Raw genomic sequence first — 26,687 nt, forward strand, 5'->3', positions numbered from 1 at the left:
GGGCTCCTGAGAGAATCGGGAGCACAGCATCGAGCATCAGATAAGCGCTTGGAATGTGGGGTTCATGGAGCGCTTACGGAGCAGGCGATGTTCGACCACTCTGCAGATCAGGTGGTGCGTGATATTGCTGAAATGAATGCTTTGTGAGCGGGACTATCTGAGGGGAGACAACAGCGTGGTATTACGATGAGTGCCACGCTGTGCGAATCGCTCCTGAATCAGTGAACATTCGATGAACACTTTTGGCCCAGAGTGTGTAAAAACCCTTTCGTATGAATGGCAGCGGTGGATGGTCAATGGAGCCCCTGGAGGCTATTCATGAGAGCGAGGATGGCTTGCACAGGTGCTACACCGTTCAGAACGGCCGACACTATTGCCAGCCCAATAGCACCGATTGCCTGCGCCATTGTTCTTTCAGATAGCTTTACCGACGAAAATAAAAGGGGTGTCAGGTTGTGGCATCCTCGAAGTACCGTCTTGGATCAATCGCGTCTTCTGTCATGAGTTGAGCGGCTTTGATGATCGACTGAATCAATCGATTGTTCTCCGCCCGCGCTTCTTCCAGCTGCGCTTCGAGAGCAAAAATCCTGGCACTGCTATTTTTGCGCCCGAACTTTTTGGCATCTTTAAGGTGGGCCTGGGTGGCCGAATATAATGACCGGATTTCCTCATCTCTCCATAGTGTCTGGCGACTAACAGCGACTTGCTGGGCAAGGCTATTTTGTGTCAGCAGTCCCTGACCATGGCCCTTTTTATACTCAGCGAGAATAGACCTCGCTTGTTCCTTCCATTTTTTTTCCTGCTTCATGAGGAGGCCTGCTTAAATTTTGAGTAAGCGTCTAAGGCTGCCTTGCAGCTAGAAACCATATCGGACACAAACAAAACATGCTGATCGAATACATGGGTGCTATCGAGTTCAGACTTAATGCTCGCTGTGATATCCGTACGGTTGTCAAAAATGATCTTCAAAATTCGCTCATATTCACTGAGTAAGGTCTCAATAGCGGCCCTGGCCTCCAGATCATCAGGGTTCAGATGAAATGATTTGCATCCGGCCTCCGTGCCGAAGCCTCTGATACACATGAGGCCCCTATCACACGGGCTAATGTAGAGTTCACGCGAGCATCCGCCCCAGGGCGTTAGATTAAGAATGCTTAACTTCTCGATGATCATTGCTTCGATTAGGTCATCAGCGATTGACTCCTCCCGCCATCGGATGACCAGTTTGCCCAAAAAGTCTTGGGGAGGATCATCGGTCAAGTATAGCGATCTTACATATTCTGCTCGTTCTTTAGCGGTACGATAGTCATACTGACGGCTCTGGCGTGGAGTGCGACCCATCCAAAGGTCTACAGCTGCTTCAGATGGGCCGGCGCGAAGAATTGCGGTGGTAACCCAGCGGCGGATCTGATGAGGCGTGACGGAAAATATCTGTCCGTCTCGGTCTCTCAGGTCAAGGCGTTGAAAAATTGTACTCTTTGAGGAGTTTGAAGAGAGGTAATTATAAAGGTCGGCTCTGAAAAGGGGGCGCGGGATGATGCCTTTCTCAGATACGGAGTTGAATTGGTTTTCCCAAATAACTATCAGGTTGTCGCTCAGTTTGTTAGGGTAGCCATTGGCCGTGTGTTTTGCATGGTAAGGCGCTTCCTTGCCATCATCGGGCATTACAAACTGTTCGTCAAAATGGCGCTGCAAGTGGAAACGGTACTTTTTTTCTAGAGCCCGCTTGAACAGTCGGATATCTATGACCAGAGATGGCACTCCGGCTCCGGCCCCTCTTCTAGATAGCATGATCTCTCTAATACGAGCCCACTCTCTTTTGATATCGAAGAGCTGAACGTATGAGGGCTTGGTGCCAGGCTTGAAAAGCCCGCTTTGGACCATTCCCTTAAGAAAGATGCGCAGGGGATCAATAAACCACTTGCTTTTGTTTACTGACGATTTCGAAGAGTTGGTGTGAATTCCGATATCAAGCACCGAAACACTGTAGCAATTTTTCTTGTACTTGTTAAGATAGTCTGACCAGTCCCATTTACGCATTCGTTCTTCTATCCAGACCGCAAAGCGTGCTGCCGTTATTCTGGGGATTTCAACGCCGCAGCTGTAAAATCGCCCGCCACTGCAAAGCTCTTTACTGGATATCGGAAAACACTCGGATATTTCCTCCACAAAATAATGGTGCTCTACCGGTAGGTTCAGTGATGTGATCTGATCTACAGCCCCGGGCTCTAGAGGATGTTTATCTCGGTGGGCTGCGAGTGTTTTCTCTACAAAGGAAAAACCATTTTCCTCGATATCAAGAGCTCGTTCTCTAGCATCCTGACAGACCGCCAGCAAATACTCATAAGCTAGCGTGAGTGGGGTGCTCCATAAGTCTGCAACTGGCACGGCAGCGGGTATGAGGTTTTTTTCAACAGGGACCCGTACGAACGTTGTGTGAGTATTACGGTCTTGGAAGAGGCAATTCGCCGGCAAGTTCGTGATCTCACCAACCCTCAAACCAAGCGCCATGCCGAAGCAAATTGCTTCCAGACGAACTCTGTCGAAGCCAGGGGTTGGTTCAAGATCTGGATTATTTTTGATAAGCCACCTAGCTTGCGCTATTCCTTGGTGTAAATATGGAGAGAATAGGGTTTCTTCTCGGTTTTTGAATTCTTGTGACGTGAGTTCTAGTGCGCTGTGGATCGGGTTAGGTACTCCGGTTTTCCACTTGATGAACCGGTCAAGGAATCGAAGCGGTGCCCCACCGTTGGTTATGCTAAAGTTGTTGAGAAAATCTAGAAAAGCCTTCAGGGCATTCGCTCGATGATAAACTGTAGACTCCGAGTGAACTTGTCTAATGGCGTCCACGGTGCTGTCGAAGAGTTTACGCGTTATGTTGTTCCATTCAACGTTATGGCTAGCCATAGCGGCTGAGAGGTGTCTGATCGCTGCCATGCGTCCGATGATCAGCGCCGCTGACGGCCGTCTGAGCATTTCTTTAACTATAAAACAGCGAGCAAGCTTCCCCGTCACCGTCGGAAGAGCGGGCCGATCTTCGTTTCGTTTTTGCACAGAACCGAGTGATGTGAACGGAATATTACTTGATCTGTATTGCCATACTTTATCCTCAAAATCTCCGGCAACTATACCGCTTGATTTGAGGTCGACAAACTGTTGGTGAGCAAGTTGGTAGCGCTCTTCCAGAACCTCCAGGCATATGCTCAATTGCCTAGCTCCTTCACGGCGATTATGACAGCCTTGGCGCCATGTATTGCTGCTTCGACTTGCTGGGCCATGGCGCCCGTAGACGTGCTCTCCAGCATCTGCTGGAATCTAGTGATGTCAGCTAGAGCCGCTTCATGATCAGCATGACGGCTGGGCCTGAATTTGGGGCATGCATAGCACGTCACAGTAGGATGGAAAGGACATGGCTCGGTCGAGCTGCATAGGCCTAAGCTGTTTATAGCTGCTAATGCAGACCTGTCAGCAGTTTCCTCCATAAGTTTTCCGCACCACATCTGAACTGCCGCATTGATTTCGGGACTCGCCATGTGAGTTGTATTGATAAACTCTTGGAGTTCTAGGTTGTAGCGAAAATAATGTTTTATGGAATTTAGATTTATATGATCTAAAGCTTCCGCTACTTCTTCGGGAGATGCTCCAGAAAGAACCATAGAGGTTCCTTTAGTTCGGCGAAGTCGGTACGCGGATATTCGCATGAAGGGCGCTGTTTCGTGAGAACTTTTGTGCGGATCAACCAGCTTGAGCGACCAGGTGAGCGATGTTAACTCAAAGCTCAACCGGTGATTGTCTTGGTGTAGAGTGAATGGCGTTAATTTGGGATTCGTTAGGAATCGAAGGAGACGGATCTCAGATCTATAGGCTGCAGGAAACAGTGGAATGGGTAGTTCGGGGCTGCTGATGCCATGCTTGACGCATAACCTCTCAATTTCCCCGGATGCAGCTCTGCATTGGTGCTTAGCTAACGCACACTGTTGCTCCACAGCTTCCGCCGTATCTTTGGAAATGTAGCGTTTCACCAAGTTACTCGGATGCCTCCTGAGCCTTGAGCGTCGAATCCCTTTCACGCTTGGTACTCTAACAAAAGGGCCGCTCTCATCAACGCCAAAGTCTGTGACCTGCATGAGAGCTAGCTGTATTGGGCGAATGCCCCAATCGCGACAAAGGAGAAAAAGCGTGCGCTGTGCATGGGTTACATACTCACTGATGGAAATTTGCATTTCAATGTGCGTGAGTTGTGCCCGAGTAAAGGGACCGAAGTCATCGTCTCGCATCGTGACCAGGTGTTTGTTATTAAATGCTTTTACGGTGAGTTGCGATAGCTCCAAGCTATCATACTCAGTGAATCCTGAAACGTCCTCGTCCAAGCACCATCGATAGAATACGCGGAGGGCAACTAACTCATCGTTGCGGCCGGATGTTTTTAGGCGGATACATTCGCGCACAGCAAAAGACGATAGTCGATCTCCAATGGCCTCTGCATCAACGCCCGGAAACTGATGGGGAGCTAAAATTCGCTGAACGACGATCAACGGTCTAAGGTCAATATGGGTTTGGATTCGATCTATGAACCATCCTCTGAGGAGCCACTCAACAAAAAAATTGTCGTGTAGCGGGTGACACCAGGCAATATTTATCGGAGCGCACCCAATTTTTTCGATTGTTAGCTTTTCAAGCCATGCAGTATCGTTGCGAACTTTTATGGTCTGACCGAAAGTGGACTGCACCGTGAAAGGGAAGGCCTCAGCCTCGATGCCGAGGCGACTCTCGATTTCAGCAGTCAACTCAATTGGTGAAAGGCTACTCATCGCTATTCTCTCGCAATTTTCTACTTTCGGATTTTCTGAGGATTTCTCCGAGGCGGTCCGATATTGCTTGTCGGGAATAGTTCTGGACGCTTTCGCCGTTCGGACTCCAACCTCCCAAATACGCTAGGGCATCCTTTACATTGATGCCTGGAACACCACTATTTTCAATTTTTTTCCGGGCTATATTTGTACCCGTCGATCTCAGTCCGTGCGGGTGAATCCGGGTTGAGAAGTTAAGTAGGTTGAGGCTGGCTGCGACGATTCGAAGAATCGTGTTTACGGTTCGAGCAGACAGTCGTCGACCATCACGGGAGCTGACGAAGAGCGCAGTGCAAGGCCGCTTCGGTTTGAGCAGCTTCGCGCGATGATCAGATATGTAGCCGTCCAGAACTGCAGCCAGCGACGCGGAGATGGGAACTATCCGTCCGCGTGTCTTAAGGCTCGCCCCGTCTTTTCTCCGCTCCCTGTTAATATCGCTTGGACGCTTGATGCGGATTGTAGGAGTGGGCCCTAGATCAACGTCGTCTAATTCTATGAGGACTGCCTCGCCACGCCTGGCAAGTGTTTCAAGCATGACCAAAAAAAGGCAGTAATTACGGGCTTGTGTTTGAGCGCTGTTAAAGGGGTTTTTCGAGTTGCCGGGACTTAGGACGTCCATGAGTAGAGCTTGCTCGCCTGAGTCGAGCGGGGTAGCAGGTAGCGATGGTTCTGATTGTTGCGCGATCTTGATGACTTTTTTTTTAAGGTTTCGTAGATTTTTATTTTTGTTTTTTTCCGCTTGGATTTGCTCCAGAAGGCTCAGCCGGTTGAGCTCTACGTAATGCTCAAAGGAGAAATCTATGAATGACTTTATGGCTTCGAGCCGTCGCGTACATGTTGATTGGCTCGCTCCCGCACCGCGCTTGGTCGAGCAGAGGCGTTCAGCCAGCGATGTCAGCTCCGTTGAGCTGAAGACGGCCAAGCGCTCAAGTTTTCGCTCCAGGGGGGAGCCTCGGGTAAGAGCCCACTCATAGGCGATCGCAACGTCACGTAGGTAGTTTTCGACGGTGTTGAGACGTGATTTGTGAAGCAAATCCTCGGCCCATAGATTTGCTAAGATCACCGGGACCCCCTCCACGAGCAGGTACGGCCTGAGTCCGCTGAAAGCAGTCCGGATCATTCGGATTTCGCAGCAAGGCACGTCAGGCATCACTAGCTCCACCTCTGCAACGTTTCCGAACATATACCATAATTGTCACAACCACCCCTCTGGAGTGTCAGAACCGAGTCAGGCCGACCTGCACCTGACCAAACGCATCAAGGAAGCGCTGGCGCTGGTTGATGTGCGTCTGCTCGACCATGTCATCGTCGGTGAGGGTGAACCGCTATCGATGGTCGAGCATGGTTGGATCAGCGCGTCGAGCTGACCTTGGCGAAGTCCTGGCGACCGAACGGGCTGACTTGGTAGCCTTCCACGTTCTGACGGACCAGCGCTGCAGCGGTCGGGTGTGCCAGTGGCAGCCATAGTGCCTGCTGCTGGATCAACGCCTGGGCCTGCTGATACAGGCGGCTGCGCACGCTCTGGTCGGTGGTGGTCTTGCCAGCGCTGATCAACTGGTCCAGACGCTGGTCGCAGTAGCGGGCGAAGTTGGTCCCGGACTTTACCGCCGCACAGGCGAATTGCGGGCTGAGGAAGTTGTCCGGATCACCGTTGTCACCGGCCCAGCCCATGAACAGCAAATCATGCTCGCCAGCCTTGGCGCGGCGAATCAGCTCGCCCCACTCGATCACACGGATTTCGGCCTTGATGCCGACCTTGGCCAGGTCAGCCTGCAGCAACTGTGCGCCGAGGCTCGGGTTGGGGTTGAGCAGGCTGCCTTGTGGACGGGTCCAGATCGTAGTGCTGAAGCCATCTTTCAGGCCTGCTTTGGCTAGCAGTGTCCGGGCCTTGTCCAGGTCAGTGGGGTAACCCGGCAGGTCCTTGGCATAGCTCCAGGTGTTAGGCGGGTAGGGGCCATTGGCAGCGACGGCGGTGTTCTCGAACACCGCTTTGAGGTAGCTGGCCTTGTCGAAGGCCAGGTTGATGGCCTGGCGTACTTCTGGCTTGTCCAGCGGCGCATGCTGGCTGTTGATGGCAACGAACGCGGTCATGAACGCTTCGGTCTTTTCCACCTTCAGGGCCGGATCGGTGCTGGCCGCCGCAATATCCAGCGGCTTGGGCGACAGGGCGATCTGGCATTCGTTGCGTTTGAGCTTTTGCAGGCGCACGTTGGCATCGGGGGTAATGGCGAAAATCAACGGATCGACAACCGGCTTGCCGGCAAAGTAGTCCGGGTTGGCACGGTAACGGATCACTGCGTCTTTCTGGAAACGGTTGAAGACAAACGGCCCGGTGCCGATCGGCTGGCTGTTGAGCTTCTCCGGCGTACCAGCCTTGAGCAATTGCTCAGCGTACTCAGCCGAATAGATCGAGGCGAAGCCCATGCTCAAGGTCGACAGGAAGGTCGCATCCGCGTGATTGAGGGTGAAACGTACGGTCAGCGGGTCAACGGCATCGATCTGTTTGATCAGGCTGGGCAACTGCAGGGACTGGGCGTGGGGAAAGCCGCTTTGGGCAATTTTGTGCCAGGAATGTGCGGGGTAGAGCATGCGCTGGAAGCTAAACAAGACGTCATCGGCGTTCAGCGCACGGCTCGGCTTGAAATAGCCGGTGCTATGGAATTTCACCTCAGGGCGCAACCTGAACTCATAAATCAGACCATCGGGCGAAACCGTCCAGCTTTCTGCCAGGCTTGGCACTACCTGACCTTTACCGGCATCGAACTCCACCAGGCGATTCATCAGAACGTCGGCTGAGGCATTGGTGGTGGTCAGCGAGTTGTACTGAACCACATCGAAGCCTTCGGGGCTGGCCTCGGTGCACACACTCAAGGCGGCCGCCTGGGCAAGCACCGGGCCGAGCAGGGTGGCGAACAACAGGGATAAAGTAGCAACGCGCATGGGGGTTCCTTGGCTGATCGATGGCCCATCTGCCAGTGCAGTCTGGAAAAGTCCTACCCTAGTGCGCCAGGGCGGAAATAACCATATCCTTTTTTGCCAATCGTGCGACGAGCGGTCGACACCTTGCCGAGCCAGTCGTTATGCTGCTCCGGCGTGTCGCACAGCGAGTCAAAGCACATCTTCTGTTGTTGTGCTCTGGTCTTTCTGGTATAAAGCAGCGCTCTTTTCTAGGGGCTCGACTCGTCGCATCTGCTGACCGAGTCGATAAGACCCTGAAGAAACACGGCGCTTAGCGCCAAAGACTGAGAGATTAAGCGGCCAACCCATGCCGGGTTGGGCATGTGGTTTTAGAGGGCTGAGGCATGTCGAGAGTCTGTCAAGTTACCGGTAAGGGTCCGGTAACCGGGAATAACATTTCCCACGCAAACAACAAAACCCGTCGTCGTTTCCTGCCGAACCTGCAGCATCATCGCTTCTGGGTCGAGTCCGAGAAGCGTTTCGTGCGTCTGCGCGTATCTGCCAAAGGCATGCGCATCATCGACAAGCGCGGCATCGATGCCGTTCTGGTCGACATTCGCCGTAACGGCGCTAAGGTCTAAGGGAGAGAATCATGCGTGAATTGATCCGTCTGGTGTCGACCGCTAATACCGGCCACTTCTACACCACCGACAAGAACAAGCGCACCACTCCGGACAAAATCGAAATCAAAAAATTCGATCCGGTTGTTCGCAAGCACGTGATCTACAAGGAAGCCAAGATCAAGTAATTGATCCGGCTACCGAAAAAAGGGCCCGTATCTCACGATACGGGCCCTTTTTTTATGGGCGCTGTTATTTCTGCTCGAACATCACGTAAATCTTGCGGCATGGCTCCAGCACTTCCCAGGTACCCTTGAAGCCCGCCGGGATCACGAAGCGATCACCAGCACGCAGGGTTTTGGCGCCACCCTCGTCATCACGTAGCACCGAAACGCCCTGCACGATTTCACAGTATTCGTGTTCAGTGTAATTGACGGTCCATTGACCCACTTCGCCTTCCCAGACGCCCGCAGCAAACTGACCGCATGGGCTGGAATAATGGTTGTAGACGGCCTGCTCAGGGTCGCCCTTGAGAATTTTTTCGGCTGCTGGACGATAGCGTTCGGCTTCGGTGAGTACCTGAGCGAAGTCGATGATCTGGTCAATACGCATGGCTGGCTCTCTTGTTTGTTTAATAAAATGAACATCAGTAGGCGTTTGGTGCAATTATGTCAAATATATTGATAATTAGGTCGTCAGTGGTTTAGGGTGGCAGGTGCCTGTGTGCGTAGCTCGCCCAGCCAGAATTTTTGACAGTGCCTGTGACCCCTCGTGCGGCACTGCACCTTAACAAGAGGAGGAGTTTCGTATGACCACCCTGACTCGTGCGGATTGGGAACAGCGTGCCCAACAACTGAAGATCGAAGGCCGCGCTTTCATCAATGGTGAATACACCGCCGCCGTTTCCGGCGCGACGTTCGAATGCCTCAGCCCGGTCGACGGCCGTCTGCTGGCACAGGTCGCCAGCTGTGACCTGGCCGATGCCCAGCGCGCCGTGGAAAACGCCCGTGCTACTTTCGCCTCCGGTGTCTGGTCGCGCCTGGCCCCGGCCAAGCGCAAGGCCACCATGATCCGTTTCGCCGCCCTGCTCAAAGACAATGTCGAAGAGCTGGCGCTGCTGGAAACCCTGGACATGGGTAAGCCGATCAACGATTCGCTGAACATTGACGTGCCAGGGGCCGCTCAGGCCCTGAGCTGGAACGGCGAAGCGATCGACAAGATCTACGACGAAGTCGCTGCAACCCCACACGATCAGTTGGGCCTGGTTACTCGCGAACCAGTGGGTGTGGTTGCCGCCATCGTTCCGTGGAACTTCCCGCTGCTGATGGCCTGCTGGAAGCTCGGGCCGGCTTTGGCTACCGGTAACTCGGTGGTACTCAAGCCTTCAGAAAAATCGCCGCTGACTGCGATCCGCATCGCCCAGCTGGCCATCGAAGCCGGTATTCCCGCAGGCGTGCTCAACGTGTTGCCAGGTTACGGTCACACCGTCGGCAAGGCTCTGGCCCTGCACATGGATGTCGACACTCTGGTGTTCACCGGCTCGACCAAGATCGCCAAACAGTTGATGATCTACGCGGGCGAATCGAACATGAAGCGTGTCTGGCTGGAAGCCGGTGGCAAGAGCCCGAACATCGTCTTCGCCGACGCTCCGGACCTCAACGCCGCTGCCGAAGCTGCCGCTAGCGCCATTGCCTTCAACCAGGGCGAAGTCTGCACCGCAGGTTCACGTCTGTTGGTCGAGCGCTCGATCAAGGACAAGTTCCTGCCACTGGTACTCGAAGCCCTCAAGGCCTGGACACCTGGCAATCCGCTGGACCCGGCTACCACAGTCGGTGCACTGGTTGATAGCCAGCAGATGAATACCGTGCTGTCGTACATCGAAGCAGGCCACAGTGACGGCGCCAAGCTGTTGGTCGGTGGCAAGCGTATCCTCGAAGAAACCGGTGGTACCTACGTCGAGCCGACCATTTTTGACGGCGTCAGCAATGCCATGCGCATCGCTCAGGAAGAGATCTTTGGCCCAGTACTGTCGGTGATCACCTTCGATACCGTCGAAGAAGCGATCAACATCGCCAACGACACCCCGTACGGCCTCGCCGCGGGTGTGTGGACTGCCGATATCTCCAAGGCTCACCTGACCGCCAAGGCACTGCGTGCCGGTAGCGTTTGGGTCAACCAGTACGACGGTGGCGACATGACTGCACCGTTCGGTGGCTTCAAGCAGTCGGGCAACGGTCGTGACAAGTCCTTGCACGCGCTGGACAAGTACACCGAGCTGAAGGCGACCTGGATCAAGCTGTAACCGCTACCGCGCGATCCTGTCCGCAGCCGGACCTTGCTCAGCGCAGGTCCGGCTGTGTTGTTTCTGCACAACGACAAAAAGGCCTGGGAGGCTGCAATGCGTTGGGGTACCTATTTCGCCGTGCTGAGCGCGGTGCTCAGTGTCGGTCTAGCGCTGGGGGTGAGTATGCCGCTGGTGTCCTTGCGCCTGGAGGGCTGGGGCTACGGCAGCTTCGCGATCGGTGTGATGGCCGCAATGCCAGCTATCGGCGTGCTGGTCGGCGCCAGTATTTCCAGCCGCCTCGCCGCCCGTTTCGGCACCCCTGCATTGATGCGCTTGTGCCTGTGGGCAGGAGCCCTGTCCATTGGCCTGTTGGCGCTGTTGCCCAGCTACCCCATATGGCTGGTGCTGCGCCTGCTGATCGGGATGATCCTGACCATCGTCTTTATCCTCGGCGAAAGCTGGATCAACCAGTTGGTGGTCGAGCAATGGCGCGGACGACTGGTGGCCCTGTATGGCAGCAGTTATGCCTTGAGCCAGTTGGCTGGGCCGTTATTGCTCGGTTTGCTGGGTTCGGAAGATGACGTGGGCTTCTGGATTGGTGCGGGCCTGTTGTTGCTAGCACCGCTGGTGCTGCTGGGCCGGGGCGGAGCGCCGAGTGCGCAAGCTTGCAGCGTGACGTTGTTCGATTTGATCGGTTTTTGTCGGCGCTTGCCGGTGATTGCCTGGGCGATTGCCCTGTTTGCTTCATTTGAAGCGATGATTTTGACGCTGTTGCCGGTGTATTGCCTGCAGCAAGGCTTCACCACTGAGGTCGCCCTGTTCATGGTCAGCACGGTGGTGGTGGGCGATGCGCTGCTACAACTGCCGATTGGTGCCCTGGCTGATCGCATGTCGCGCCGCACCCTGTTCAGCGGCTGCGCGATAACCCTGCTGCTGTCGAGTCTGGCCATTCCATTGATGTTGCAAACCTGGGCGATCTGGCCACTGTGGGTGTTGTTCGGTGCCAGTGCCGGTGGTTTGTTCACCTTGTCGCTGGTGTTGATCGGTGAGCGTTACCGGGATGATGCCCTGGTGCGTGCCAATGCCCACGTGGCGCAGCTTTGGGGTATTGGTTGCCTGATCGGGCCGTTGGCTGCAGGTGCCGGAAGCCAGTGGGTCAGCGGGCATGCATTGCCGTTGCTGATGGCCGCTGGCGCTGCCGGCCTGGTGCTGCTGGCACGACGACCGAATGCCTTCGAACCCGCTCCGGTCTAGAGCATCCGTTCCAGACCCACGGCCTTGCTGATCCAGGCATTGAAGCGCCGCCACAGGCCACCGGGCTCGGTGGTCAAGGAGTGCAGGCGGTGATTGTCTTCAGTAACCCAGACCATTTTGCCGTCGACCAGTTGCGGTTGGTAACTCAATGCCGGAGCCATACCCTGAACGGCCAGCTCTCGGGTGTATTCGGCCAGTTCCGGGCTGTCGACCATGACCCCGACTTCGGTATTCCACAGCACCGAGCGCGGGTCGAAGTTGAACGAGCCGATAAAGGTTTTGCGCCGGTCGAAGATGATTGCCTTGCTGTGCAGGCTTGAGTCGGAACTGCCGTAGATGCGCAGTGCCCGGTTCGAGCTGGGATCACCGGGTTGGCGGCGCAGCTCGTACAGCTTCACGTCATGTTCCAGCAACGCTCGGCGATACGGCGCATAGCCGCCGTGCACCGCAGGAACGTCAGTGGCTTCCAGGGAGTTGGTCAGCAGTTTGACCGAAACCCCGGCATCAGCCCGGCTGGTCAGGTAGAGCAGGCCGGTTTCGCCAGGCACGAAGTAGGCCGAGATCATGATCAGCTCATGGCGCACACCATTCATTTCCGGGGCCAGTTGCTGGGTCATCAACAATTGCGGGTCTGGCTCGTCGCGGGCCAGGACCTTGCTCGGCGCATCCCACAGCGCCTGGTTGTGTGCCCAGATCAGTTCGTTGCGCCAGATGTCCAGGCGCGGGCGGGTCTTGTAGGCCATCAATCGATCGTACAGCGCCTTGCGTTCGACCTGTGCTTTGCTCAGATAGTCCTCCAGGCGCTGACGGCTGGCACGCAGGTCATTGGCATCGGGATCGACCAACAGGAAATCACTGATCGGTCGACTCAGGGCGCTGTTCCAGTACTGGTCAAAACTGTGCCCCAGTTGTTCGGCGACCGGGCCGACGCCGAGCAGGTCGATGTCGGTGAAATTCAGGTTGGGTTCGGCATCGAAGTACTCATCGCCCAGATTACGACCGCCGACGATGGCCATACTGTTGTCCACCAGCCACAACTTGTTGTGCATGCGCCGGTGTTGCAGGTTGAGGTTGAACAGTCGTCCCACCGCGCGCGTCACCCCGGTACTGCGCCCCAGCTGCAGCGGGTTGAACACGCGGATGTGGACATTGGGATGGACGGCGAGGGTGGCCATCTCCACATCGAGGCCGTCGCTGGTGGTGTCATCGAGCAGGATGCGTACGCGCACACCGCGATCGGCCGCCAGTAACAGCTCGTGGACCAGGGCGCGGGTGCTGAGGCCGTCATGGACAATGTAGTACTGCAGGTCGATGCTCGACTGGGCGTTGCGGATCAGCTCGGCGCGCGCGCGAAAGGCTTCATTGCTGTTGGGCAGCAAGCGAAAGCCCGAGCGTCCTTCGTAGGCGGACGCTTGGCGCAGCACCGAACGTCCGAAAGCGGAATCATTGGCCGGCAGGGTCTGGCTGACCTCGCGTGGCTGACCGACACTGGCACATCCGCTCAGGCCGAGGGTCAGCGACAGCAGCAGGGGCAGCGTGCGCAGGCTTCTCAATGCAGTGGGTCCTTCACGACAGGGGCTTATGGATATCGACCGCAAGCGGCGGCGGAAAGTTACCCGGCGCTGTCGGCTTCGGCCAGTAGACGAATGGCGGTTTCGCCCACTTTGCGTACTGCCGCCTCGATCTCGGCAGTAGGGCGGGCGGCGAAATTCATTCGCAGGCAGTTACGGTACTTGCCCGAGGCGGAAAAAATACTGCCCACAGCAATTTGAACGCCTTGCCCAAGTAAAGCCCGATTCAGGCGCAGAGTATCGAAACTTTCAGGTAGTTCTATCCAGAGCATGAAGCCCCCCTGCGGCCGGCTGGCGCGGGTCCCTGGTGGAAAGTAGCGGGTGACCCAATCACTCATCTGGTCGCGTGCGCGCTGGTACTGGCTGCGCATGCGCCGCAGGTGTGGCTGGTAGTGGCCGCCTTCAATGAAGTCGGCTATCGCCAGTTGCGGCTGGGTCGCGGTGCAGCCGGTACTGATGTACTTCATGTGCAGCACCCGCTCCAGATAGCGCCCAGGTGCGACCCAGCCGATGCGCAGGCCTGGCGCCAGGGTTTTCGAGAACGAGCTGCACAGCAGCACCCGGCCGTCCTCGTCGAACGACTTGATGGTCCGCGGGCGTGGGTAGGTGTAGGCGAGGTCGCCATACACATCGTCTTCGAGGATCGCCACGTCATACCGCTGCGCCAGGTTCAGCAAGGCCTTCTTACGCGCCTCGGGCATGATATAGCCGAGCGGGTTGTTGCAGTTCGGAGTGATCTGGATGAGCTTGATCGGCCATTGTTCCAGCGCCAGTTCCAGGGCTTCGAGACTGATGCCGGTGATCGGGTCGGTGGGAATCTCCAGGGCTTTCATGCCTAGGCCCTTGAGGGTCTGCATGGCGCCATGAAAGCTGGGTGAGTCCACCGCGACGATATCGCCGTGCTGACATACCGCGCGGATGCTGGCCGACAGGGCTTCGTGACAACCGGTGGTCACCACCAGGTCAGCGGGGCTTACCGTACAGCCGGAGTCGAGCATCAAGCGGGCGATCTGCTCGCGCAGGGCCTGGGTGCCGGAGATGGTGTCGTAATACAGGCCAGGCATGTCCTGGCGCCGGCTGAGCTGGGCCAGACTGCGCAGCAGGGGCTTGAGTGTCGGGCTGTCGATGTCGGGCATACCGCGACCCAACTGCACAACGTCTTTGCTGGGCACACTGCGGATCAGCTCGATGACCTGTTCCCACTGGGAGATTTCCACCGGGCGCTGGGCCGGGCGGCTGACGGCGGGCAGGGCGGGGAGGCTGCGATCGGTGGGCACGAAGTAGCCGGATTTGGGGCGTGGGGCGGCCAGGCCGTTGTCTTCCAGCAGGCGATAAGCCTGCTGCACGGTGCTCAAGCTAACGCCGTGTTCCACGCTCAAGGCGCGTACCGACGGCAGACGGTCGCCAGGGCGGTACAGGCCTTGTTCGATACGGGCGCTGAGCAGCTCGGCAAGGTTGACGTAGAGGGTCATGGGCATACTCCCGCAACAGTCTTTGGCTGGCTGCCAATACAGATGAGGGGAAAATACAGCATTCAGTACGAAAACTGCCAATTCTGTATGGAAATAATAGCGGGGTTTTGAATCTGTAATGCTTTTGCTCAAACGCGCAAGCTTCTCCTACGGTTATCCAACCCTGGAGGACGTAAACCATGAGCGGTATGAGCGATGTGCGGCTTAAGTTGCACGCTGAAGAACTAAGCCCAGAGCAGCGTCTGCAGCTGTTTAGTGTGCCGGCTGGGCTCGGGCGCTGGGCGCTGATGGCGCACCGCTGGCACAGCCGTCGCGCACTGCTGGAGCTGACACCCGAACAACTGCGTGATGTCGGTCTTACGCCTGAGCAGGCGCGAGAGGAAGGGTTCAAGCCCTGTTGGCGTGGCCGAGATCGGTTCGCCGGCAAGAGGCCCTGACGTCCGTCCTAGACCAGCTCTTTCAGGCGATGCCAAAGCATACCCAGCGCCAGCAGCGGTGAACGCAGGTGCTTGCCGCCTGGGAAGGTGATGTGCGGCACCTTGGCGAACAGGTCGAAACGACCACTGTGCTGGCCACTGATGGCCTCGCCCAGCAACTTGCCCGCCAGGTGAGTGGTGTTGAGCCCATGGCCGGCATAAGCCTGGGCAAAGTACACATTCGGCTGGTTCGGTAGACGACCAATCTGCGGCAGGCGGTTGGCGCCGATACCGATCATGCCGCCCCATTGGTAGTCGATGCGCACGTCGGCCAGTTGTGGAAATACCTTGAGCATTTTCGGCCGCATGTACGCGGCGATATCCTGGGGATCGCGACCGGAGTAATGGCAGGCGCCACCAAACAGCAGGCGGCGGTCAGCGGAAAGGCGGTAGTAATCCAGGGCCACGCGTTGGTCGCAAACCGCCATATTCTGCGGCAGCAGCTCGTGCGCTTGTGCTTCGCTCAACGGTTCGGTGGCGATGATATAGCTGCCAGCGGGCAGTACCTTGCCACCCAGTTCGCTGTTCAGGTCATTCAGGTAGGCATTGCAGCCAAGCACCAGGGTGCTGGCCTGCACTGCACCCTGAGCGGTATGCACCCGCACCTGTGTGCCATAGTCGATGCGGGTGACCGCCGATTGCTCGAACAGGCGGACCCCGAGCTTGGTGGCCACGGCAGCCTCACCCAACGCCAGATTTAGCGGATGCAAATGCCCCGAGCCCATGTCGATCAGGCCGCCGACATAACGGTCCGACCCAACTACGGTACGCATCTGCTCGGGCTGTACCAGGCGTAACTCATGGCGGTAGCCCAGGTTGCGCAGCTCTTCAGCATCCTCCACGAAGCCCTGCAAATCCTTTGGCTTGTTGGCCAGATCGCAGTAACCCCAGGTCAGGTCGCAGTCGATGGCGTGACGTTCAATGCGCTGGCGGACGATATCGACCGCTTCCAGCCCCATCAGTTTCAGTTCGCGCACACCGTCACTGCCCAGCAGCGGGGTGAACTGTTCAAGGCCGTGGCCAACGCCGCGAATCAGTTGGCCACCGTTGCGCCCGCTGGCGCCCCAGCCGATTTTGCGCGCCTCGAGGAGGATCACGTTGAGACCGCGCTCGGCCAGCTCAATTGCCGTGTTCAGCCCGGAAAAGCCGCCGCCGACAACACAGACATCACAGCTCAAATCGCCCTGCAGCGACGGGTAGTCCGGCTGCGGTACGCTGGTGGCGGCGTAGTAAGAAGCGGTGTGCGAAGCGACTGGCTGAACAGAGGCGCTCATTGATGAGTCCTGTTTGTAAGTGTTTGGAAAAATTGACGCAGGATAAGCTGCACTTTCGGCGGTGGGCAACTATGGCGCAAAATAGCGTCATTCCCTTTCTCCACCGCAGGCCGCCATGAGTTGCAACAGCCACAAGATCCGCTTCCTGCGTGATCAGATCCCGTCTTTCGAGTGCGTACCCGGTTGCCATGACTGCTGTGGGCCGGTGACCACCTCAACCGAGGAGATGGCCCGCCTGCCACGCAAAACCGCTGCCGAGCAAGAGGCCGCCCTGGCTGAGCTGAACTGTGTGCACCTGGGGCCCAACGGCTGCACGGTGTATGAGGAACGACCGCTGATCTGCCGGCTGTTCGGCACCACTCCACGCCTGCCATGCCCCAACGGTCGCGGCCCGGCCGAAATGATCGATCCTCAGGCCGAGAAGCTGGTGCACCAATACATTGCCAGCACTCGCCAGGTGCTGGTCTGAGGCTCAGTCCGGAATCGGCAGGTTGAGGCTTTCTTTTACCTCTTCCATGACGATATAGCTCTTCGATTCACGTACATGCGGCAGCTTCAGCAGAATGTCGCCGAGCAACTTGCGGTAGGACGCCATCTCCGAGATTCGTGCTTTGACCAGGTAGTCGAAGTCGCCCGAGACCAGGTGGCACTCCAGCACGTGGGGCAGCTTCAGCACCGCACGGCGGAACTCCTCGAAGGTGTCGCCGGACTTGTAGTCCAGGCTGATCTCAACGAATACCAGCAGACTGCCTTTGAGGTGCTGCGGGTTGAGGCGGGCGTTGTAGCCCATGATGATCCCTTCGCGTTCCAGACGCCGTACCCGCTCGGTGCACGGCGTAGTCGACAAGCCGACCTTCTCGCCCAGTTCAGTAAACGAAATACGCCCATCTGCCTGCAGGATCCGCAGGATGTTGCGGTCGATCTTATCCAGTTCACGTTTGCTTTGGTGCTGGGTTCTCATAGTGGATGCCCCTCCGTAAAAGCCAACCTTGCCGAGAATTCTCGCCAAATATAGGCTTTTATACAGTGAAAAGCACTGGTCATACCTTCCTATACTGCGCGCATCTATGCCATTAACAACAAATGTCAGCGGTACGCTGCGTCGAGGGTAATCAACATGCGAGTTCTGGTACTTGGTAGCGGTGTGATCGGAACCGCCAGTGCCTACTATCTGGCACGGCAGGGTTTTGAAGTCGTCGTGGTCGACCGTCAACCGGCTGTCGCCATGGAAACCAGCTTTGCCAACGCCGGCCAAGTCTCGCCAGGCTACGCCTCGCCCTGGGCTGCGCCAGGCGTGCCGCTCAAGGCCATCAAGTGGCTACTCGAGCGCCATGCCCCACTGGCGATCAAGGCCACCGCCGATATCGACCAGTACCTGTGGATGGCGCAGATGCTGCGCAACTGCACCGCCAACCGCTATGCCGTGAACAAGGAGCGTATGGTCCGCCTGTCCGAGTACAGCCGTGACTGCCTCGACGAGCTGCGTGCCGAAACCGGCATCGCCTACGAAGGCCGTACCTTGGGCACCACCCAGCTGTTCCGCACCCAGGCACAACTGGACAACGCCGCCAAGGACATCGCCGTTCTTGAGCAATCCGGTGTGCCATATGAAGTCCTCGACCGCGAAGGCATTGCCCGCGTCGAGCCAGCCCTGGCCAATGTCACTGATATTCTCGCGGGTGCCCTGCGTCTGCCGAACGACCAGACCGGCGACTGCCAGCTGTTCACCACCCGTCTGGCGGGAATGGCGGTAAAGCTCGGTGTCGAATTCCGCTTCGGTCAGGACATTCAGCGCCTGGACTACGCCGGTGACCGCATCAATGGTGTGTGGATCGATGGCAAGCTGGAAACTGCCGACCGCTATGTACTGGCGTTGGGCAGCTACTCGCCGCAATTGCTCAAGCCTCTGGGCATCAAGGCCCCGGTCTATCCGCTCAAAGGTTACTCGCTGACGGTGCCGATCACCGATCCGGCCATGGCGCCAACCTCAACCATTCTCGACGAGACCTACAAGGTCGCGATCACCCGTTTCGACAACCGTATCCGCGTTGGCGGTATGGCTGAGATTGCCGGTTTTGACCTTTCGCTGAACCCGCGTCGACGCGAAACCCTGGAGATGATCGTTAACGATCTTTATCCGCGCGGCGGTGACCTGAGCCAGGCCAGTTTCTGGACCGGCCTGCGTCCGACCACTCCGGATGGCACGCCGATCGTCGGTGCCACGCCGTTCCGTAACCTGTTCCTCAACACCGGTCACGGTACACTGGGCTGGACCATGGCCTGCGGTTCCGGCCGCTTGCTGGCCGATCTGATCGCGCGCAAAAAGCCGCAGATCAGTGCTGAAGGTCTCGATATCTCTCGTTACGGAAAACACCAGGAGCCTGCAAAACATGTCAGTCCAGCGCCAGCTCACCAATGAGCGTATGAGCCAAATCGTTACTCACAACGGCACCGTCTATCTGGCGGGCCAGGTGGGTGACGACATGAATGCCGGGATTGAGCAGCAGACCCGTGAAACCCTGGCCAACATCGAGCGTCTATTGGATCTGGCGGGCACCGATAAGAGCCGTTTGCTCTCGGTGACCATCTACCTGAAGGACATCGATGCGCACTTCCAGGGCATGAACAATGTCTGGGATGCCTGGCTGCCAAAAGGCGTCGCGCCTGCCCGCGCCACAGTTGAAGCCAAGCTGTGCGAGCCGGAAATTCTCGTCGAACTGTCGGTAGTGGCTGCCCTGCCGTAATCGCAATCCCTCACCCGGTGCCGCTGGCGGCCCACCAGTTGCCCTCGAGCGCCGGGTTTTTTACTCTCACCAGACTGCCCAGAAGGCTGCCGTCATGCGTCCTGCCCGTGCCCTGATCGACCTCCAAGCCCTGCGTCACAACTATCAACTGGCCCGCGAACTGTCTGGTGCCAAGGCTCTGGCGGTGATCAAGGCCGATGCCTATGGTCATGGTGCCGTGCGTTGTGCCCTGGCACTTGAGCAACAGGCCGATGGTTTTGCCGTAGCCTGCATCGAGGAAGCACTGGAGTTGCGTGCGGCCGGGATCAAAGCACCGGTATTGCTGCTCGAAGGCTTTTTCGAAGCCAGCGAACTGGAGCTGATCGCCCAGCACGATCTGTGGTGCGTGGTGCATTCGCTGTGGCAACTGGAAGCGATTGAACAAGCGCGGATGAGCCAGCCGATCACGGTCTGGCTCAAGCTCGACAGCGGTATGCACCGGGTTGGTTTGCATCATAAGGATTATCAGACGGCCTACCAGCGCCTGCTGGCCAGTGGCAAGGTCAGCCGCATCGTGCTGATGAGCCACTTTGCCCGCGCAGACGAGCTCGACAGCAATGCCAGCAGCGACCAGGTTGCGCTGTTTCAGTCCGCTAGTAAGGGCTTGACGGCCGAAGTCAGCTTGCGCAATTCGCCCGCAGTATTGGGTTGGCCGAACATTCCCAGCGACTGGGTGCGCCCAGGCATCATGCTCTACGGCTCGACGCCGTTCGAAGTGCCGCAGGCTGAGGCCGCGCGTCTGCAGCCAGTGATGACCCTGCAATCTCGGGTCATCAGCGTACGCGAGCTACCCGCTGGTGAGCCGGTGGGGTACGGGGCCAAATTCATCAGCGCGCGTCCGACCCGGGTCGGTGTAGTCGCCATGGGCTATGCCGACGGCTACCCACGCCAGGCGCCGACCGGCACTCCGGTGATGGTGGCGGGCAAGCGCAGTCAATTGATCGGCCGGGTGTCTATGGACATGCTCTGCATTGATCTGACTGATGTGCCAGACGCTGGTGTTGGCAGTCCGGTCGAACTGTGGGGCAAGAATGTCCTGGCCAGCGACGTGGCGCAGCAGGCGGGGATGATCCCGTACCAGATCTTCTGCAACCTCAAGCGCGTGCCGCTGGACTATATCGGCGATTGAGGCGCCAAAGCGGACAGGCTGCGGGTCGAAGTGTTGTAAATACTGAACGCTGTTGCGATGATAACGTTCAATTTCGACCCCACTCGTTCGTTTAGGAGGGCTCCAGCATTGGACGTCGGTGAACGACTGCAAGCCATTCGCAAGCTCAAGGGCCTGTCTCAGCGTGAACTCGCCAAACGTGCGGGCGTCACCAATAGCACAATCTCGATGATCGAGAAGAACAGCGTCAGCCCTTCAATCAGCTCGTTGCGTAAAGTGCTGGGCGGTATTCCGATGTCCATGGTGGAGTTCTTCTCGGAAGAACTGCAGCCGGAAAACCCCACGCAAATCGTTTACAAAGCCCATGAGCTGATCGACATCTCCGATGGTGCGGTGACCATGAAACTGGTTGGCAAGGCGCACCCGAGCCGGGCCATCGCGTTTCTCAACGAAGTCTATCCGCCGGGTGCCGACACCGGCGAAGAGATGCTCACCCATGACGGTGAAGAGACCGGCATCCTCCTCGAAGGTCGCCTGGAATTGGTGGTGGGGCTGGAAACTTTTATCCTCGAAGCGGGCGACAGCTACTATTTTGAAAGTACCAAGCCGCACCGTTTCCGTAATCCGTACGATGAGCCGGCCCGGCTGATCAGTGCGGCGACCCCGGCTAACTTCTAAGGCGCACGGCACGCGACGGATTGTCGCGGCTAAGACCCTTTGGACACTAGGGTTGTTTCGGTATGGCAGGGTTCCCGTTATACTTGCGCCGCCTGCGAAACCGTGGCCGCGGGCGTGACTAGCCACCATGAGGGTGTACGTGTGAATCTAATCAAGAAAATGCTGGCCGTACCAGCTGCCGTATTGGCCCTTTGGGCAGTCAGCGCACAAGCTGCGACCAACGATGACATCGCCAAGCGACTGGAACCGGTCGGCCAGGTGTGTGTACAAGGTCAGGAATGCAAGGGAATGGAAGTTGCTGCCTCCGCAGGTGGCGGCGGTGCCAAGACCCCGGATGAAATCATCGCCAAGCACTGCAATGCTTGCCACAGCACTGGCCTGCTCGGAGCGCCGAAGATCGGCGACACTGCTGCCTGGAAAGAGCGTGCCGACCACCAGGGTGGTCTGGACGGAATCCTGGCCAAGGCAATCACGGGCCTCAACGCCATGCCGCCTAAAGGCACCTGTGCCGATTGCTCGGATGACGACCTCATGGGCGCCATCAAGAAGATGTCCGGCCTGTAAGGCTGCACTTCGCCAACAAAGCCCGCCACGTGCGGGCTTTGTGCTTTTTAGCGCTGGCCTGGGGAGCAAACTCGGGCCATGCTCGGTCGAACCTGCAAGGATGACCGGGAGGCGCAGATGGCGCACAGCTATTCGATTGAAAAGGCTGTAGATGAAGTGCTGGCACGATTGCCAGCGCATATCCACATGGGCTTGCCACTGGGCCTGGGCAAGCCCAACGCCTTCGTCAACGCGCTATATGCGCGCATTCGTCAATTGCCCGAGCGGCAACTGACGATCTATACCGCCCTGAGTCTGGGCCGCCCTGATCTGGGTGACGGCTTGCAGCGGCGCTTTCTTGAGCCCTTTGTCGAGCGAGTGTTTGCCGACTATGAAGAGCTTGAGTACCTGAGCGACCTGCGCAAGGACTGCCTGCCGGACAATATTCGCGTCGAGCAGTTTTTTATGCAGCCTGGCAGCCTGTTACACAGTGCCACGGCCCAGCAAGACTACGTTAGCAGCAACTACAGCCATGCTGCGCGGGATATCAATGCCAAAGGGCTGAACCTGGTGGCCCAACTGGTCGCGGCCGATCTGCAGCGCCCGGACCACCTGAGCCTGAGTTGCAACCCGGACATCACTCTCGACCTGTTGCCGATGATCGCGCGGCGGCGTGCGGCAGGGGAAACCATCCTGTTGTTAGGCCAAGTGCATGCCGAATTACCCTACATGCCAGGTAGCTCCGAGTTGCCTCGGCAGGATTTTGATGTACTGATTGATGCCGTGGAACACAGGCGTCTGTTCTCGACGCCAAACATGCCAGTTACCACACAGGACCACTTAATCGGCTTGCACGCCAGTACGTTGGTGCGCGACGGCGGCACCTTGCAGATTGGCATTGGTGCCATGGGCGATGCCTTGAGTGCCGCGCTGCTGGCCCGACAGGCCGATAGCGAGGCCTATCAGGCCTTGCTCACCGACATGGATCTACAACCTTGGCAGTCGCTGATTACCCGCGAAGGTGGTATCGAGCCTTTTGCCCTGGGCCTGTATGGCTGTAGCGAGATGTTCGTCAACGGCCTGCTGGCGCTTATGGACGCGGGGATCATCCGTCGTCCAGTGCATGCTGATGCACAGCAACCGGCGGAAGTGTTGGTGCATGGTGGCTTCTTCCTGGGCCCGCAAGCGTTCTACCAGCGCTTGCGGGAAATGCCCCTCGAAAGCCGCCGACGCATCGATATGCGCGCGATCAGTTACATCAACGAACTGTATGGCGAGGAAGCGCTCAAACGTGTGCAGCGCCGTGATGCGCGTTTCATTAACACGGTGTTCACCATGACCCTAATGGGCGCCGGCGTTGCTGACCAACTGGAGGATGGCCGGGTGCTCAGTGGTGTCGGAGGGCAATACAACTTCGTCGCCCAAGGGCATGCCTTGGAGGGCGGGCGCTCGATTCTACTGCTGCGCAGCTGGCGTGAAGCGGGTGGGGAGGTCAGCTCCAATCTGCTCTGGAGCTACGGCCACTGCACTATTCCCCGGCACCTGCGCGACATCGTCGTGACCGAGTACGGTATCGCCGATCTGCGCGGGCAAACCGACGCAGAAGTGATCGCGCGGTTGCTGGCCATCAGTGATTCACGGTTTCAGCCAGGGTTGATCGAGCAGGCGCAGAAGGCCGGCAAATTACCGTCCGCTTTTTCCCTGCCTGCACGCTTTACCGATAACACCCCACAACGGCTGGAGCGCTTGCGGGGCGGACACACCCGGCTATTTCCCGAATATCCATTGGGCAGTGACTTCACGCCTGAGGAGCGTGATTTGTTACGGGCGCTGAACTGGCTCAAGAGCAAGTTCAAGTTGAGCGAGGTGTTGGAGTTGGGCAAGGCAGCGTTGGACGCACCAGCGCCTGAGGCTTATTCAGCGCAATTGGCGCGGATGGGCTTGGCGCAGCCGCAGGGGCTGAAAGAGGAGCTGTATCAGCGGTTATTGCTGGCGGGGTTGCGGGCTACGCGGGTCGCTTGAAGGCCATTCGCCGGCAAGGCCGGCTCCTACAGGGCGTGTGGGAGCCGGCCTTGTCGGCGATGAGGCCGCGGCGGTTTACTCGATGAAAGTAACCACGCCATCTTTGAGCGACTTGACCCGAGCCAGCGACTCAACGCGATAGCCCTGGCTGTCCAGCTCGGCACGGCCGCCCTGGAACGACTTCTCGATGACGATACCCAAGCCGGCAACGGTGGCGCCAGCTTGTTTGATAATCGAGATCAGCGCCTGGGAGGCTTTGCCATTGGCCAGGAAATCGTCGATCACCAGCACGCGGTCGCTGCTGTTGAGGTGGCGCGGGGAGATCGCCACGGTGTTTTCGGTCTGCTTAGTGAAGGAGTACACCGAGGCGGTCAGCAGGTTCTCAGTCAGCGTCAGCGACTGGTGCTTGCGGGCGAAAATAACCGGCACGCCGAGCTTCAGGCCAGTCATCACCGCCGGGGCGATGCCCGAGGCTTCGATGGTGACGATCTTAGTGACGCCGGAGTCGGCGAACAGACGGGCGAATTCGTCGCCAATCAGTTGCATCAGCGCAGGGTCGATCTGATGGTTAAGAAACGCATCGACTTTGAGAACCTGATCGGAAAGCACGATGCCTTCTTCGCGAATCTTCTGGTGCAGTGCTTCCACTGTGGTAATTCCTCGATGTAGCAAGAGTGGCCACGGCAGTACGCCGCAGCAAAGGTTGATTATCTAACGTTTGAGCATTGCGCGGATATCGGCCAATGCATTATTGCCGCGCGCGGCCTTCACTTCCGTCGGCGCATCGTCCAGGCCTTCCCAAGCCAGGTCATCGTCGGGCAGCTCGTCGAGGAAGCGGCTCGGCGAACAATCGATGATCTCGCCATACTGCTTGCGCTTGGCTGCAAAGGTGAAGGCCAACGTCTGCCGGGCACGGGTGATACCCACGTAGGCAAGGCGCCGTTCTTCTTCGATGGTGTCTGCTTCGATACTGGAACGGTGGGGAAGAATCTCTTCCTCCATGCCCATGATGAATACGTAGGGGAATTCCAGGCCTTTGGACGCATGCAGGGTCATCATCTGCACACCCTCGGCACCGTCTTCCTCTTCCTGCTGGCGTTCAAGCATGTCACGCAGCACCAGTTTGCCGATGGCTTCCTCGATGGTCATCTCGCCTTCTTCGTCCTTTTCGAGGGTGTTTTTCAACGCCTCGATCAGGAACCAGACGTTGCCCATGCGAAAATCCGCAGCTTTGTCGCTGGAGCTGTTGGTGCGAATCCAGTTCTCGTAGTCGATGTCCATGACCATGCTGCGCAGGGCGGCGATCGGGTCTTCCAGAGCGACTTGCTCACGGACCTTGTCCATCCAGTGCTTGAAACGCTGCAGGCGGTCGGTAAAACGGCTGTCCAGATGCTCACCCAGGCCCAGCTCCTCGCTGGCGGCGTACATCGAGATCTTGCGCTCGGTGGCGTAGTTACCAAGCTTTTCCAGGGTGGTCGAGCCGATTTCCCGACGCGGCACATTGATCACCCGCAGGTAGGCGTTATCGTCGTCCGGGTTTACCAGCAAGCGGAAGTAGGCCATCAAGTCTTTGACTTCCTGGCGACCGAAGAAGCTGTTGCCGCCCGACAGACGGTACGGCACCTGATGGTGCTGCAGCTTCAGTTCGATCAGTTTGGCCTGGTAGTTACCGCGGTAAAGAATCGCGAAGTCGCTATACGGGCGGTCGGTGCGCAGGTGCAGACTGAGAATTTCCATGGCCACTCGCTCGGCCTCGGCTTCCTCGTTCTTGCAGCGGATCACGCGGATTTCGTCGCCATGACCCATCTCACTCCACAGCTGTTTCTCGAAGGCATGCGGGTTGTTCGAGATCAGTACGTTGGCACAGCGCAGGATGCGGCTGGTGGAGCGGTAGTTCTGCTCGAGCATCACCACCTTCAGCGACGGATAGTCGTCTTTGAGCAGCATCAGGTTTTCTGGCCGCGCGCCACGCCAGGCGTAGATCGACTGGTCGTCGTCACCGACCACGGTGAACTGGTTGCGCGTGCCGATCAGCATTTTCACCAGCAGGTACTGGCTGGCGTTGGTGTCTTGATATTCGTCGACCAGCAGGTAACGCACCTTGTGCTGCCACTTTTCGAGGATATCGCTGTGTTCCTCGAACAACTTTACCGGCAGCAGAATCAGGTCGTCGAAGTCCACCGCGTTGAATGCTTTGAGCGTGCGCTGGTAGTGGGCGTAGACGACGGCAGCGGTCTGTTCCTTGGGGTTGCGCGCCTTTTCCAGCGCCTCAGGCGGCAGGATCAGGTCGTTTTTCCAGGCACCGATCATGTTCTTGATCTCATCGACGCCGTCGTCGCCCGAGTATTCCTTCTGCATGATGTCGGTCATCAGCGCTTTGACGTCGGTTTCGTCAAAGATCGAGAAGCCCGGCTTGTAGCCCAGCCGTTGATGCTCCTTGCGGATGATGTTCAGGCCCAGGTTGTGGAAGGTCGACACGGTCAGGCCGCGGCCTTCGCCTTTGCGCAGCAAGGTGCCGACCCGTTCTTTCATCTCCCGCGCGGCCTTGTTGGTGAAGGTCATGGCCACGATGTATTGCGCACGGATGCCGCAATTCTGGATCAGATGCGCGATCTTGCGGGTGATTACGCTGGTTTTGCCGGAACCGGCACCGGCGAGCACCAAAAGAGGGCCGCCGACGTAGTTCACGGCTTCTTGTTGCCGGGGATTGAGTCGGGACATGAGGAAAACCGGGGTCGCCTGAAAAATAGCCGCGCATTTTAGCAGGGGTGGAAAGATTCTGCCGCGACCGTCTGACAGTGTGACGTACCACGCGATCTAAATTTGCCGCTTTGGTTACTTTCCCGCAGGATGC

At 57.6% G+C, this 26,687-nt stretch carries 24 protein-coding genes and 1 pseudogene; 13 read left to right on the forward strand and 12 right to left on the reverse strand.

The genetic code is table 11. The features are described 5' to 3' along the window. Positions 1-448: 448 nt before the first annotated feature. Genes ACQRAX_RS08305 through ACQRAX_RS08320 form a run of 4 tightly spaced genes read right to left on the reverse strand, consistent with a single transcriptional unit; the run spans position 449 to position 6,000 of the window. The gene (locus ACQRAX_RS08305; protein WP_412040130.1) at positions 449-808 is read right to left on the reverse strand and encodes a hypothetical protein; all 360 of its coding nucleotides are present in this window, start codon (positions 806-808) and stop codon (positions 449-451) included. After that, positions 805-3,207, reverse strand: coding sequence for a hypothetical protein (locus ACQRAX_RS08310; protein ID WP_412040129.1), 2,403 nt, complete (start codon positions 3,205-3,207; stop codon positions 805-807). Before ACQRAX_RS08310 ends, ACQRAX_RS08305 begins: the two co-directional genes overlap by 4 nt. Continuing rightward, positions 3,204-4,811 (reverse strand): site-specific integrase, encoded by a 1,608-nt coding sequence (locus ACQRAX_RS08315; RefSeq protein WP_412040128.1) that lies wholly within the window; start codon positions 4,809-4,811, stop codon positions 3,204-3,206. Before ACQRAX_RS08315 ends, ACQRAX_RS08310 begins: the two co-directional genes overlap by 4 nt. After that, positions 4,804-6,000 (reverse strand): tyrosine-type recombinase/integrase, encoded by a 1,197-nt coding sequence (locus ACQRAX_RS08320; RefSeq protein WP_412040127.1) that lies wholly within the window; start codon positions 5,998-6,000, stop codon positions 4,804-4,806. The genes ACQRAX_RS08315 and ACQRAX_RS08320 overlap by 8 nt, the downstream gene beginning before the upstream one ends. A 46-nt stretch (positions 6,001-6,046) precedes the next feature. On the opposite strand from ACQRAX_RS08320, the pseudogene ACQRAX_RS08325 reads away from it, so the two are divergent. After that, positions 6,047-6,217 (forward strand): annotated as a pseudogene (locus ACQRAX_RS08325) (JAB domain-containing protein); the annotation flags it as partial. Here ACQRAX_RS08325 and ACQRAX_RS08330 read toward each other — a convergent pair. Continuing rightward, positions 6,201-7,790 carry an ABC transporter substrate-binding protein gene (locus ACQRAX_RS08330; protein ID WP_412040126.1) on the reverse strand — a complete coding sequence of 530 codons (1,590 nt, stop codon included), beginning with the start codon at positions 7,788-7,790 and terminating at the stop codon, positions 6,201-6,203. The pseudogene ACQRAX_RS08325 and the gene ACQRAX_RS08330 sit on opposite strands and share 17 nt — an antisense overlap. A gap of 362 nt (positions 7,791-8,152) precedes the next feature. Here ACQRAX_RS08330 and rpmB point away from each other — a divergent pair, with 362 nt between their 5' ends. Further along, the gene (rpmB, locus tag ACQRAX_RS08335) at positions 8,153-8,389 is read left to right on the forward strand and encodes a 50S ribosomal protein L28 (RefSeq protein ID WP_010225868.1); all 237 of its coding nucleotides are present in this window, start codon (positions 8,153-8,155) and stop codon (positions 8,387-8,389) included. 11 nt (positions 8,390-8,400) lie between these two features. Then, positions 8,401-8,556, forward strand: a complete 156-nt coding sequence (gene rpmG / locus ACQRAX_RS08340) for a 50S ribosomal protein L33 (protein ID WP_010225867.1) — start codon at positions 8,401-8,403, stop codon at positions 8,554-8,556. Positions 8,557-8,620: 64 nt separating this feature from the next. On the opposite strand, the gene ACQRAX_RS08345 is transcribed toward rpmG, so the two are convergent. Next, positions 8,621-8,980, reverse strand: coding sequence for a cupin domain-containing protein (locus ACQRAX_RS08345; protein ID WP_412040125.1), 360 nt, complete (start codon positions 8,978-8,980; stop codon positions 8,621-8,623). 196 nt (positions 8,981-9,176) lie between these two features. Between ACQRAX_RS08345 and ACQRAX_RS08350 the strand changes: the two genes are divergently transcribed. Together ACQRAX_RS08350 and ACQRAX_RS08355 are read left to right on the forward strand one after the other, a co-directional pair. Then, positions 9,177-10,670, forward strand: coding sequence for an aldehyde dehydrogenase (locus tag ACQRAX_RS08350; protein WP_412040124.1), 1,494 nt, complete (start codon positions 9,177-9,179; stop codon positions 10,668-10,670). Between the two features lie 96 nt (positions 10,671-10,766). Then, positions 10,767-11,906, forward strand: a complete 1,140-nt coding sequence (locus tag ACQRAX_RS08355) for an MFS transporter (RefSeq protein WP_412040123.1) — start codon at positions 10,767-10,769, stop codon at positions 11,904-11,906. Here the strand turns inward: ACQRAX_RS08355 and ACQRAX_RS08360 are convergent. Together ACQRAX_RS08360 and ACQRAX_RS08365 are read right to left on the reverse strand one after the other, a co-directional pair. After that, positions 11,903-13,459: a phospholipase D family protein gene (locus ACQRAX_RS08360; RefSeq protein ID WP_412040122.1), complete on the reverse strand. Its 1,557-nt coding sequence runs from the start codon at positions 13,457-13,459 to the stop codon at positions 11,903-11,905. The two genes, ACQRAX_RS08355 and ACQRAX_RS08360, sit on opposite strands and share 4 nt — an antisense overlap. Before the next feature lie 59 nt (positions 13,460-13,518). Beyond that, on the reverse strand, positions 13,519-14,949 hold the full coding sequence (locus ACQRAX_RS08365; RefSeq protein ID WP_412040121.1) for a PLP-dependent aminotransferase family protein: 1,431 nt from the start codon (positions 14,947-14,949) through the stop codon (positions 13,519-13,521). Positions 14,950-15,128: 179 nt separating this feature from the next. Here ACQRAX_RS08365 and ACQRAX_RS08370 point away from each other — a divergent pair, with 179 nt between their 5' ends. Next, positions 15,129-15,386 carry a DUF1127 domain-containing protein gene (locus ACQRAX_RS08370; RefSeq protein ID WP_412040120.1) on the forward strand — a complete coding sequence of 86 codons (258 nt, stop codon included), beginning with the start codon at positions 15,129-15,131 and terminating at the stop codon, positions 15,384-15,386. An 8-nt stretch (positions 15,387-15,394) separates the two neighbouring features. Here ACQRAX_RS08370 and ACQRAX_RS08375 read toward each other — a convergent pair whose 3' ends face one another. Next, on the reverse strand, positions 15,395-16,699 hold the full coding sequence (locus ACQRAX_RS08375; protein ID WP_412040119.1) for an NAD(P)/FAD-dependent oxidoreductase: 1,305 nt from the start codon (positions 16,697-16,699) through the stop codon (positions 15,395-15,397). 115 nt (positions 16,700-16,814) lie between these two features. Here ACQRAX_RS08375 and ACQRAX_RS08380 point away from each other — a divergent pair, with 115 nt between their 5' ends. Beyond that, positions 16,815-17,168 carry a YkgJ family cysteine cluster protein gene (locus ACQRAX_RS08380; protein WP_412040118.1) on the forward strand — a complete coding sequence of 118 codons (354 nt, stop codon included), beginning with the start codon at positions 16,815-16,817 and terminating at the stop codon, positions 17,166-17,168. A 3-nt stretch (positions 17,169-17,171) separates the two neighbouring features. Here the strand turns inward: ACQRAX_RS08380 and dadR are convergent, their stop codons facing one another. After that, positions 17,172-17,660 carry a transcriptional regulator DadR gene (dadR, locus tag ACQRAX_RS08385; RefSeq protein WP_008366790.1) on the reverse strand — a complete coding sequence of 163 codons (489 nt, stop codon included), beginning with the start codon at positions 17,658-17,660 and terminating at the stop codon, positions 17,172-17,174. 156 nt (positions 17,661-17,816) lie between these two features. Here dadR and dadA point away from each other — a divergent pair, with 156 nt between their 5' ends. The 6 genes from dadA (at position 17,817) to ACQRAX_RS08415 (ending at position 23,833) form a co-directional block, all read left to right on the forward strand. Continuing rightward, the gene (gene dadA / locus ACQRAX_RS08390) at positions 17,817-19,118 is read left to right on the forward strand and encodes a D-amino acid dehydrogenase (RefSeq protein WP_412040117.1); all 1,302 of its coding nucleotides are present in this window, start codon (positions 17,817-17,819) and stop codon (positions 19,116-19,118) included. Then, positions 19,090-19,443, forward strand: coding sequence for a RidA family protein (locus tag ACQRAX_RS08395; RefSeq protein ID WP_412040116.1), 354 nt, complete (start codon positions 19,090-19,092; stop codon positions 19,441-19,443). The genes dadA and ACQRAX_RS08395 overlap by 29 nt, the downstream gene beginning before the upstream one ends. A 94-nt stretch (positions 19,444-19,537) precedes the next feature. Further along, positions 19,538-20,611 carry an alanine racemase gene (gene alr, locus ACQRAX_RS08400; RefSeq protein ID WP_412040115.1) on the forward strand — a complete coding sequence of 358 codons (1,074 nt, stop codon included), beginning with the start codon at positions 19,538-19,540 and terminating at the stop codon, positions 20,609-20,611. Between the two features lie 108 nt (positions 20,612-20,719). Beyond that, positions 20,720-21,268 (forward strand): cupin domain-containing protein, encoded by a 549-nt coding sequence (locus ACQRAX_RS08405; RefSeq protein ID WP_028942437.1) that lies wholly within the window; start codon positions 20,720-20,722, stop codon positions 21,266-21,268. A 159-nt stretch (positions 21,269-21,427) separates the two neighbouring features. Beyond that, positions 21,428-21,832, forward strand: coding sequence for a c-type cytochrome (locus ACQRAX_RS08410; RefSeq protein WP_101293193.1), 405 nt, complete (start codon positions 21,428-21,430; stop codon positions 21,830-21,832). A 117-nt stretch (positions 21,833-21,949) separates the two neighbouring features. Next, entirely contained in the window at positions 21,950-23,833 is a 1,884-nt protein-coding gene (locus tag ACQRAX_RS08415; RefSeq protein ID WP_412040140.1) for an acetyl-CoA hydrolase/transferase C-terminal domain-containing protein, read from the forward strand. Between the two features lie 75 nt (positions 23,834-23,908). On the opposite strand, the gene ACQRAX_RS08420 is transcribed toward ACQRAX_RS08415, so the two are convergent. Both ACQRAX_RS08420 and rep read right to left on the reverse strand, forming a co-directional pair. Next, positions 23,909-24,481 (reverse strand): xanthine phosphoribosyltransferase, encoded by a 573-nt coding sequence (locus ACQRAX_RS08420; RefSeq protein WP_274116868.1) that lies wholly within the window; start codon positions 24,479-24,481, stop codon positions 23,909-23,911. Positions 24,482-24,544: 63 nt separating this feature from the next. Beyond that, positions 24,545-26,554, reverse strand: a complete 2,010-nt coding sequence (rep, locus tag ACQRAX_RS08425; protein WP_412040114.1) for a DNA helicase Rep — start codon at positions 26,552-26,554, stop codon at positions 24,545-24,547. Positions 26,555-26,687: the final 133 nt, after the last annotated feature.

It is taken from the genome of Pseudomonas sp. UM16 (assembly GCF_050312595.1).
Taxonomy (GTDB): domain Bacteria; phylum Pseudomonadota; class Gammaproteobacteria; order Pseudomonadales; family Pseudomonadaceae; genus Aquipseudomonas.

What these genes read in the sequence shown, in the direction of transcription:
- alr (WP_412040115.1), top strand. Translation starts at nt 19,538, where the DNA reads ATGCGTCCTGCCCGTGCCCTGATCGACCTCCAAGCCCTGCGTCACAAC.
- ACQRAX_RS08395 (WP_412040116.1), top strand. Translation starts at nt 19,090, where the DNA reads ATGTCAGTCCAGCGCCAGCTCACCAATGAGCGTATGAGCCAAATCGTT.
- dadA (WP_412040117.1), top strand. Translation starts at nt 17,817, where the DNA reads ATGCGAGTTCTGGTACTTGGTAGCGGTGTGATCGGAACCGCCAGTGCC.
- ACQRAX_RS08320 (WP_412040127.1), bottom strand. Translation starts at nt 6,000, where the DNA reads ATGCCTGACGTGCCTTGCTGCGAAATCCGAATGATCCGGACTGCTTTC.
- ACQRAX_RS08370 (WP_412040120.1), top strand. Translation starts at nt 15,129, where the DNA reads ATGAGCGGTATGAGCGATGTGCGGCTTAAGTTGCACGCTGAAGAACTA.
- rep (WP_412040114.1), bottom strand. Translation starts at nt 26,554, where the DNA reads ATGTCCCGACTCAATCCCCGGCAACAAGAAGCCGTGAACTACGTCGGC.
- ACQRAX_RS08345 (WP_412040125.1), bottom strand. Translation starts at nt 8,980, where the DNA reads ATGCGTATTGACCAGATCATCGACTTCGCTCAGGTACTCACCGAAGCC.
- ACQRAX_RS08315 (WP_412040128.1), bottom strand. Translation starts at nt 4,811, where the DNA reads ATGAGTAGCCTTTCACCAATTGAGTTGACTGCTGAAATCGAGAGTCGC.
- dadR (WP_008366790.1), bottom strand. Translation starts at nt 17,660, where the DNA reads ATGAGAACCCAGCACCAAAGCAAACGTGAACTGGATAAGATCGACCGC.
- ACQRAX_RS08305 (WP_412040130.1), bottom strand. Translation starts at nt 808, where the DNA reads ATGAAGCAGGAAAAAAAATGGAAGGAACAAGCGAGGTCTATTCTCGCT.
- ACQRAX_RS08355 (WP_412040123.1), top strand. Translation starts at nt 10,767, where the DNA reads ATGCGTTGGGGTACCTATTTCGCCGTGCTGAGCGCGGTGCTCAGTGTC.
- ACQRAX_RS08350 (WP_412040124.1), top strand. Translation starts at nt 9,177, where the DNA reads ATGACCACCCTGACTCGTGCGGATTGGGAACAGCGTGCCCAACAACTG.
- ACQRAX_RS08380 (WP_412040118.1), top strand. Translation starts at nt 16,815, where the DNA reads ATGAGTTGCAACAGCCACAAGATCCGCTTCCTGCGTGATCAGATCCCG.
- ACQRAX_RS08365 (WP_412040121.1), bottom strand. Translation starts at nt 14,949, where the DNA reads ATGACCCTCTACGTCAACCTTGCCGAGCTGCTCAGCGCCCGTATCGAA.
- ACQRAX_RS08375 (WP_412040119.1), bottom strand. Translation starts at nt 16,699, where the DNA reads ATGAGCGCCTCTGTTCAGCCAGTCGCTTCGCACACCGCTTCTTACTAC.
- ACQRAX_RS08410 (WP_101293193.1), top strand. Translation starts at nt 21,428, where the DNA reads ATGCTGGCCGTACCAGCTGCCGTATTGGCCCTTTGGGCAGTCAGCGCA.
- rpmG (WP_010225867.1), top strand. Translation starts at nt 8,401, where the DNA reads ATGCGTGAATTGATCCGTCTGGTGTCGACCGCTAATACCGGCCACTTC.
- ACQRAX_RS08330 (WP_412040126.1), bottom strand. Translation starts at nt 7,790, where the DNA reads ATGCGCGTTGCTACTTTATCCCTGTTGTTCGCCACCCTGCTCGGCCCG.
- rpmB (WP_010225868.1), top strand. Translation starts at nt 8,153, where the DNA reads ATGTCGAGAGTCTGTCAAGTTACCGGTAAGGGTCCGGTAACCGGGAAT.
- ACQRAX_RS08415 (WP_412040140.1), top strand. Translation starts at nt 21,950, where the DNA reads ATGGCGCACAGCTATTCGATTGAAAAGGCTGTAGATGAAGTGCTGGCA.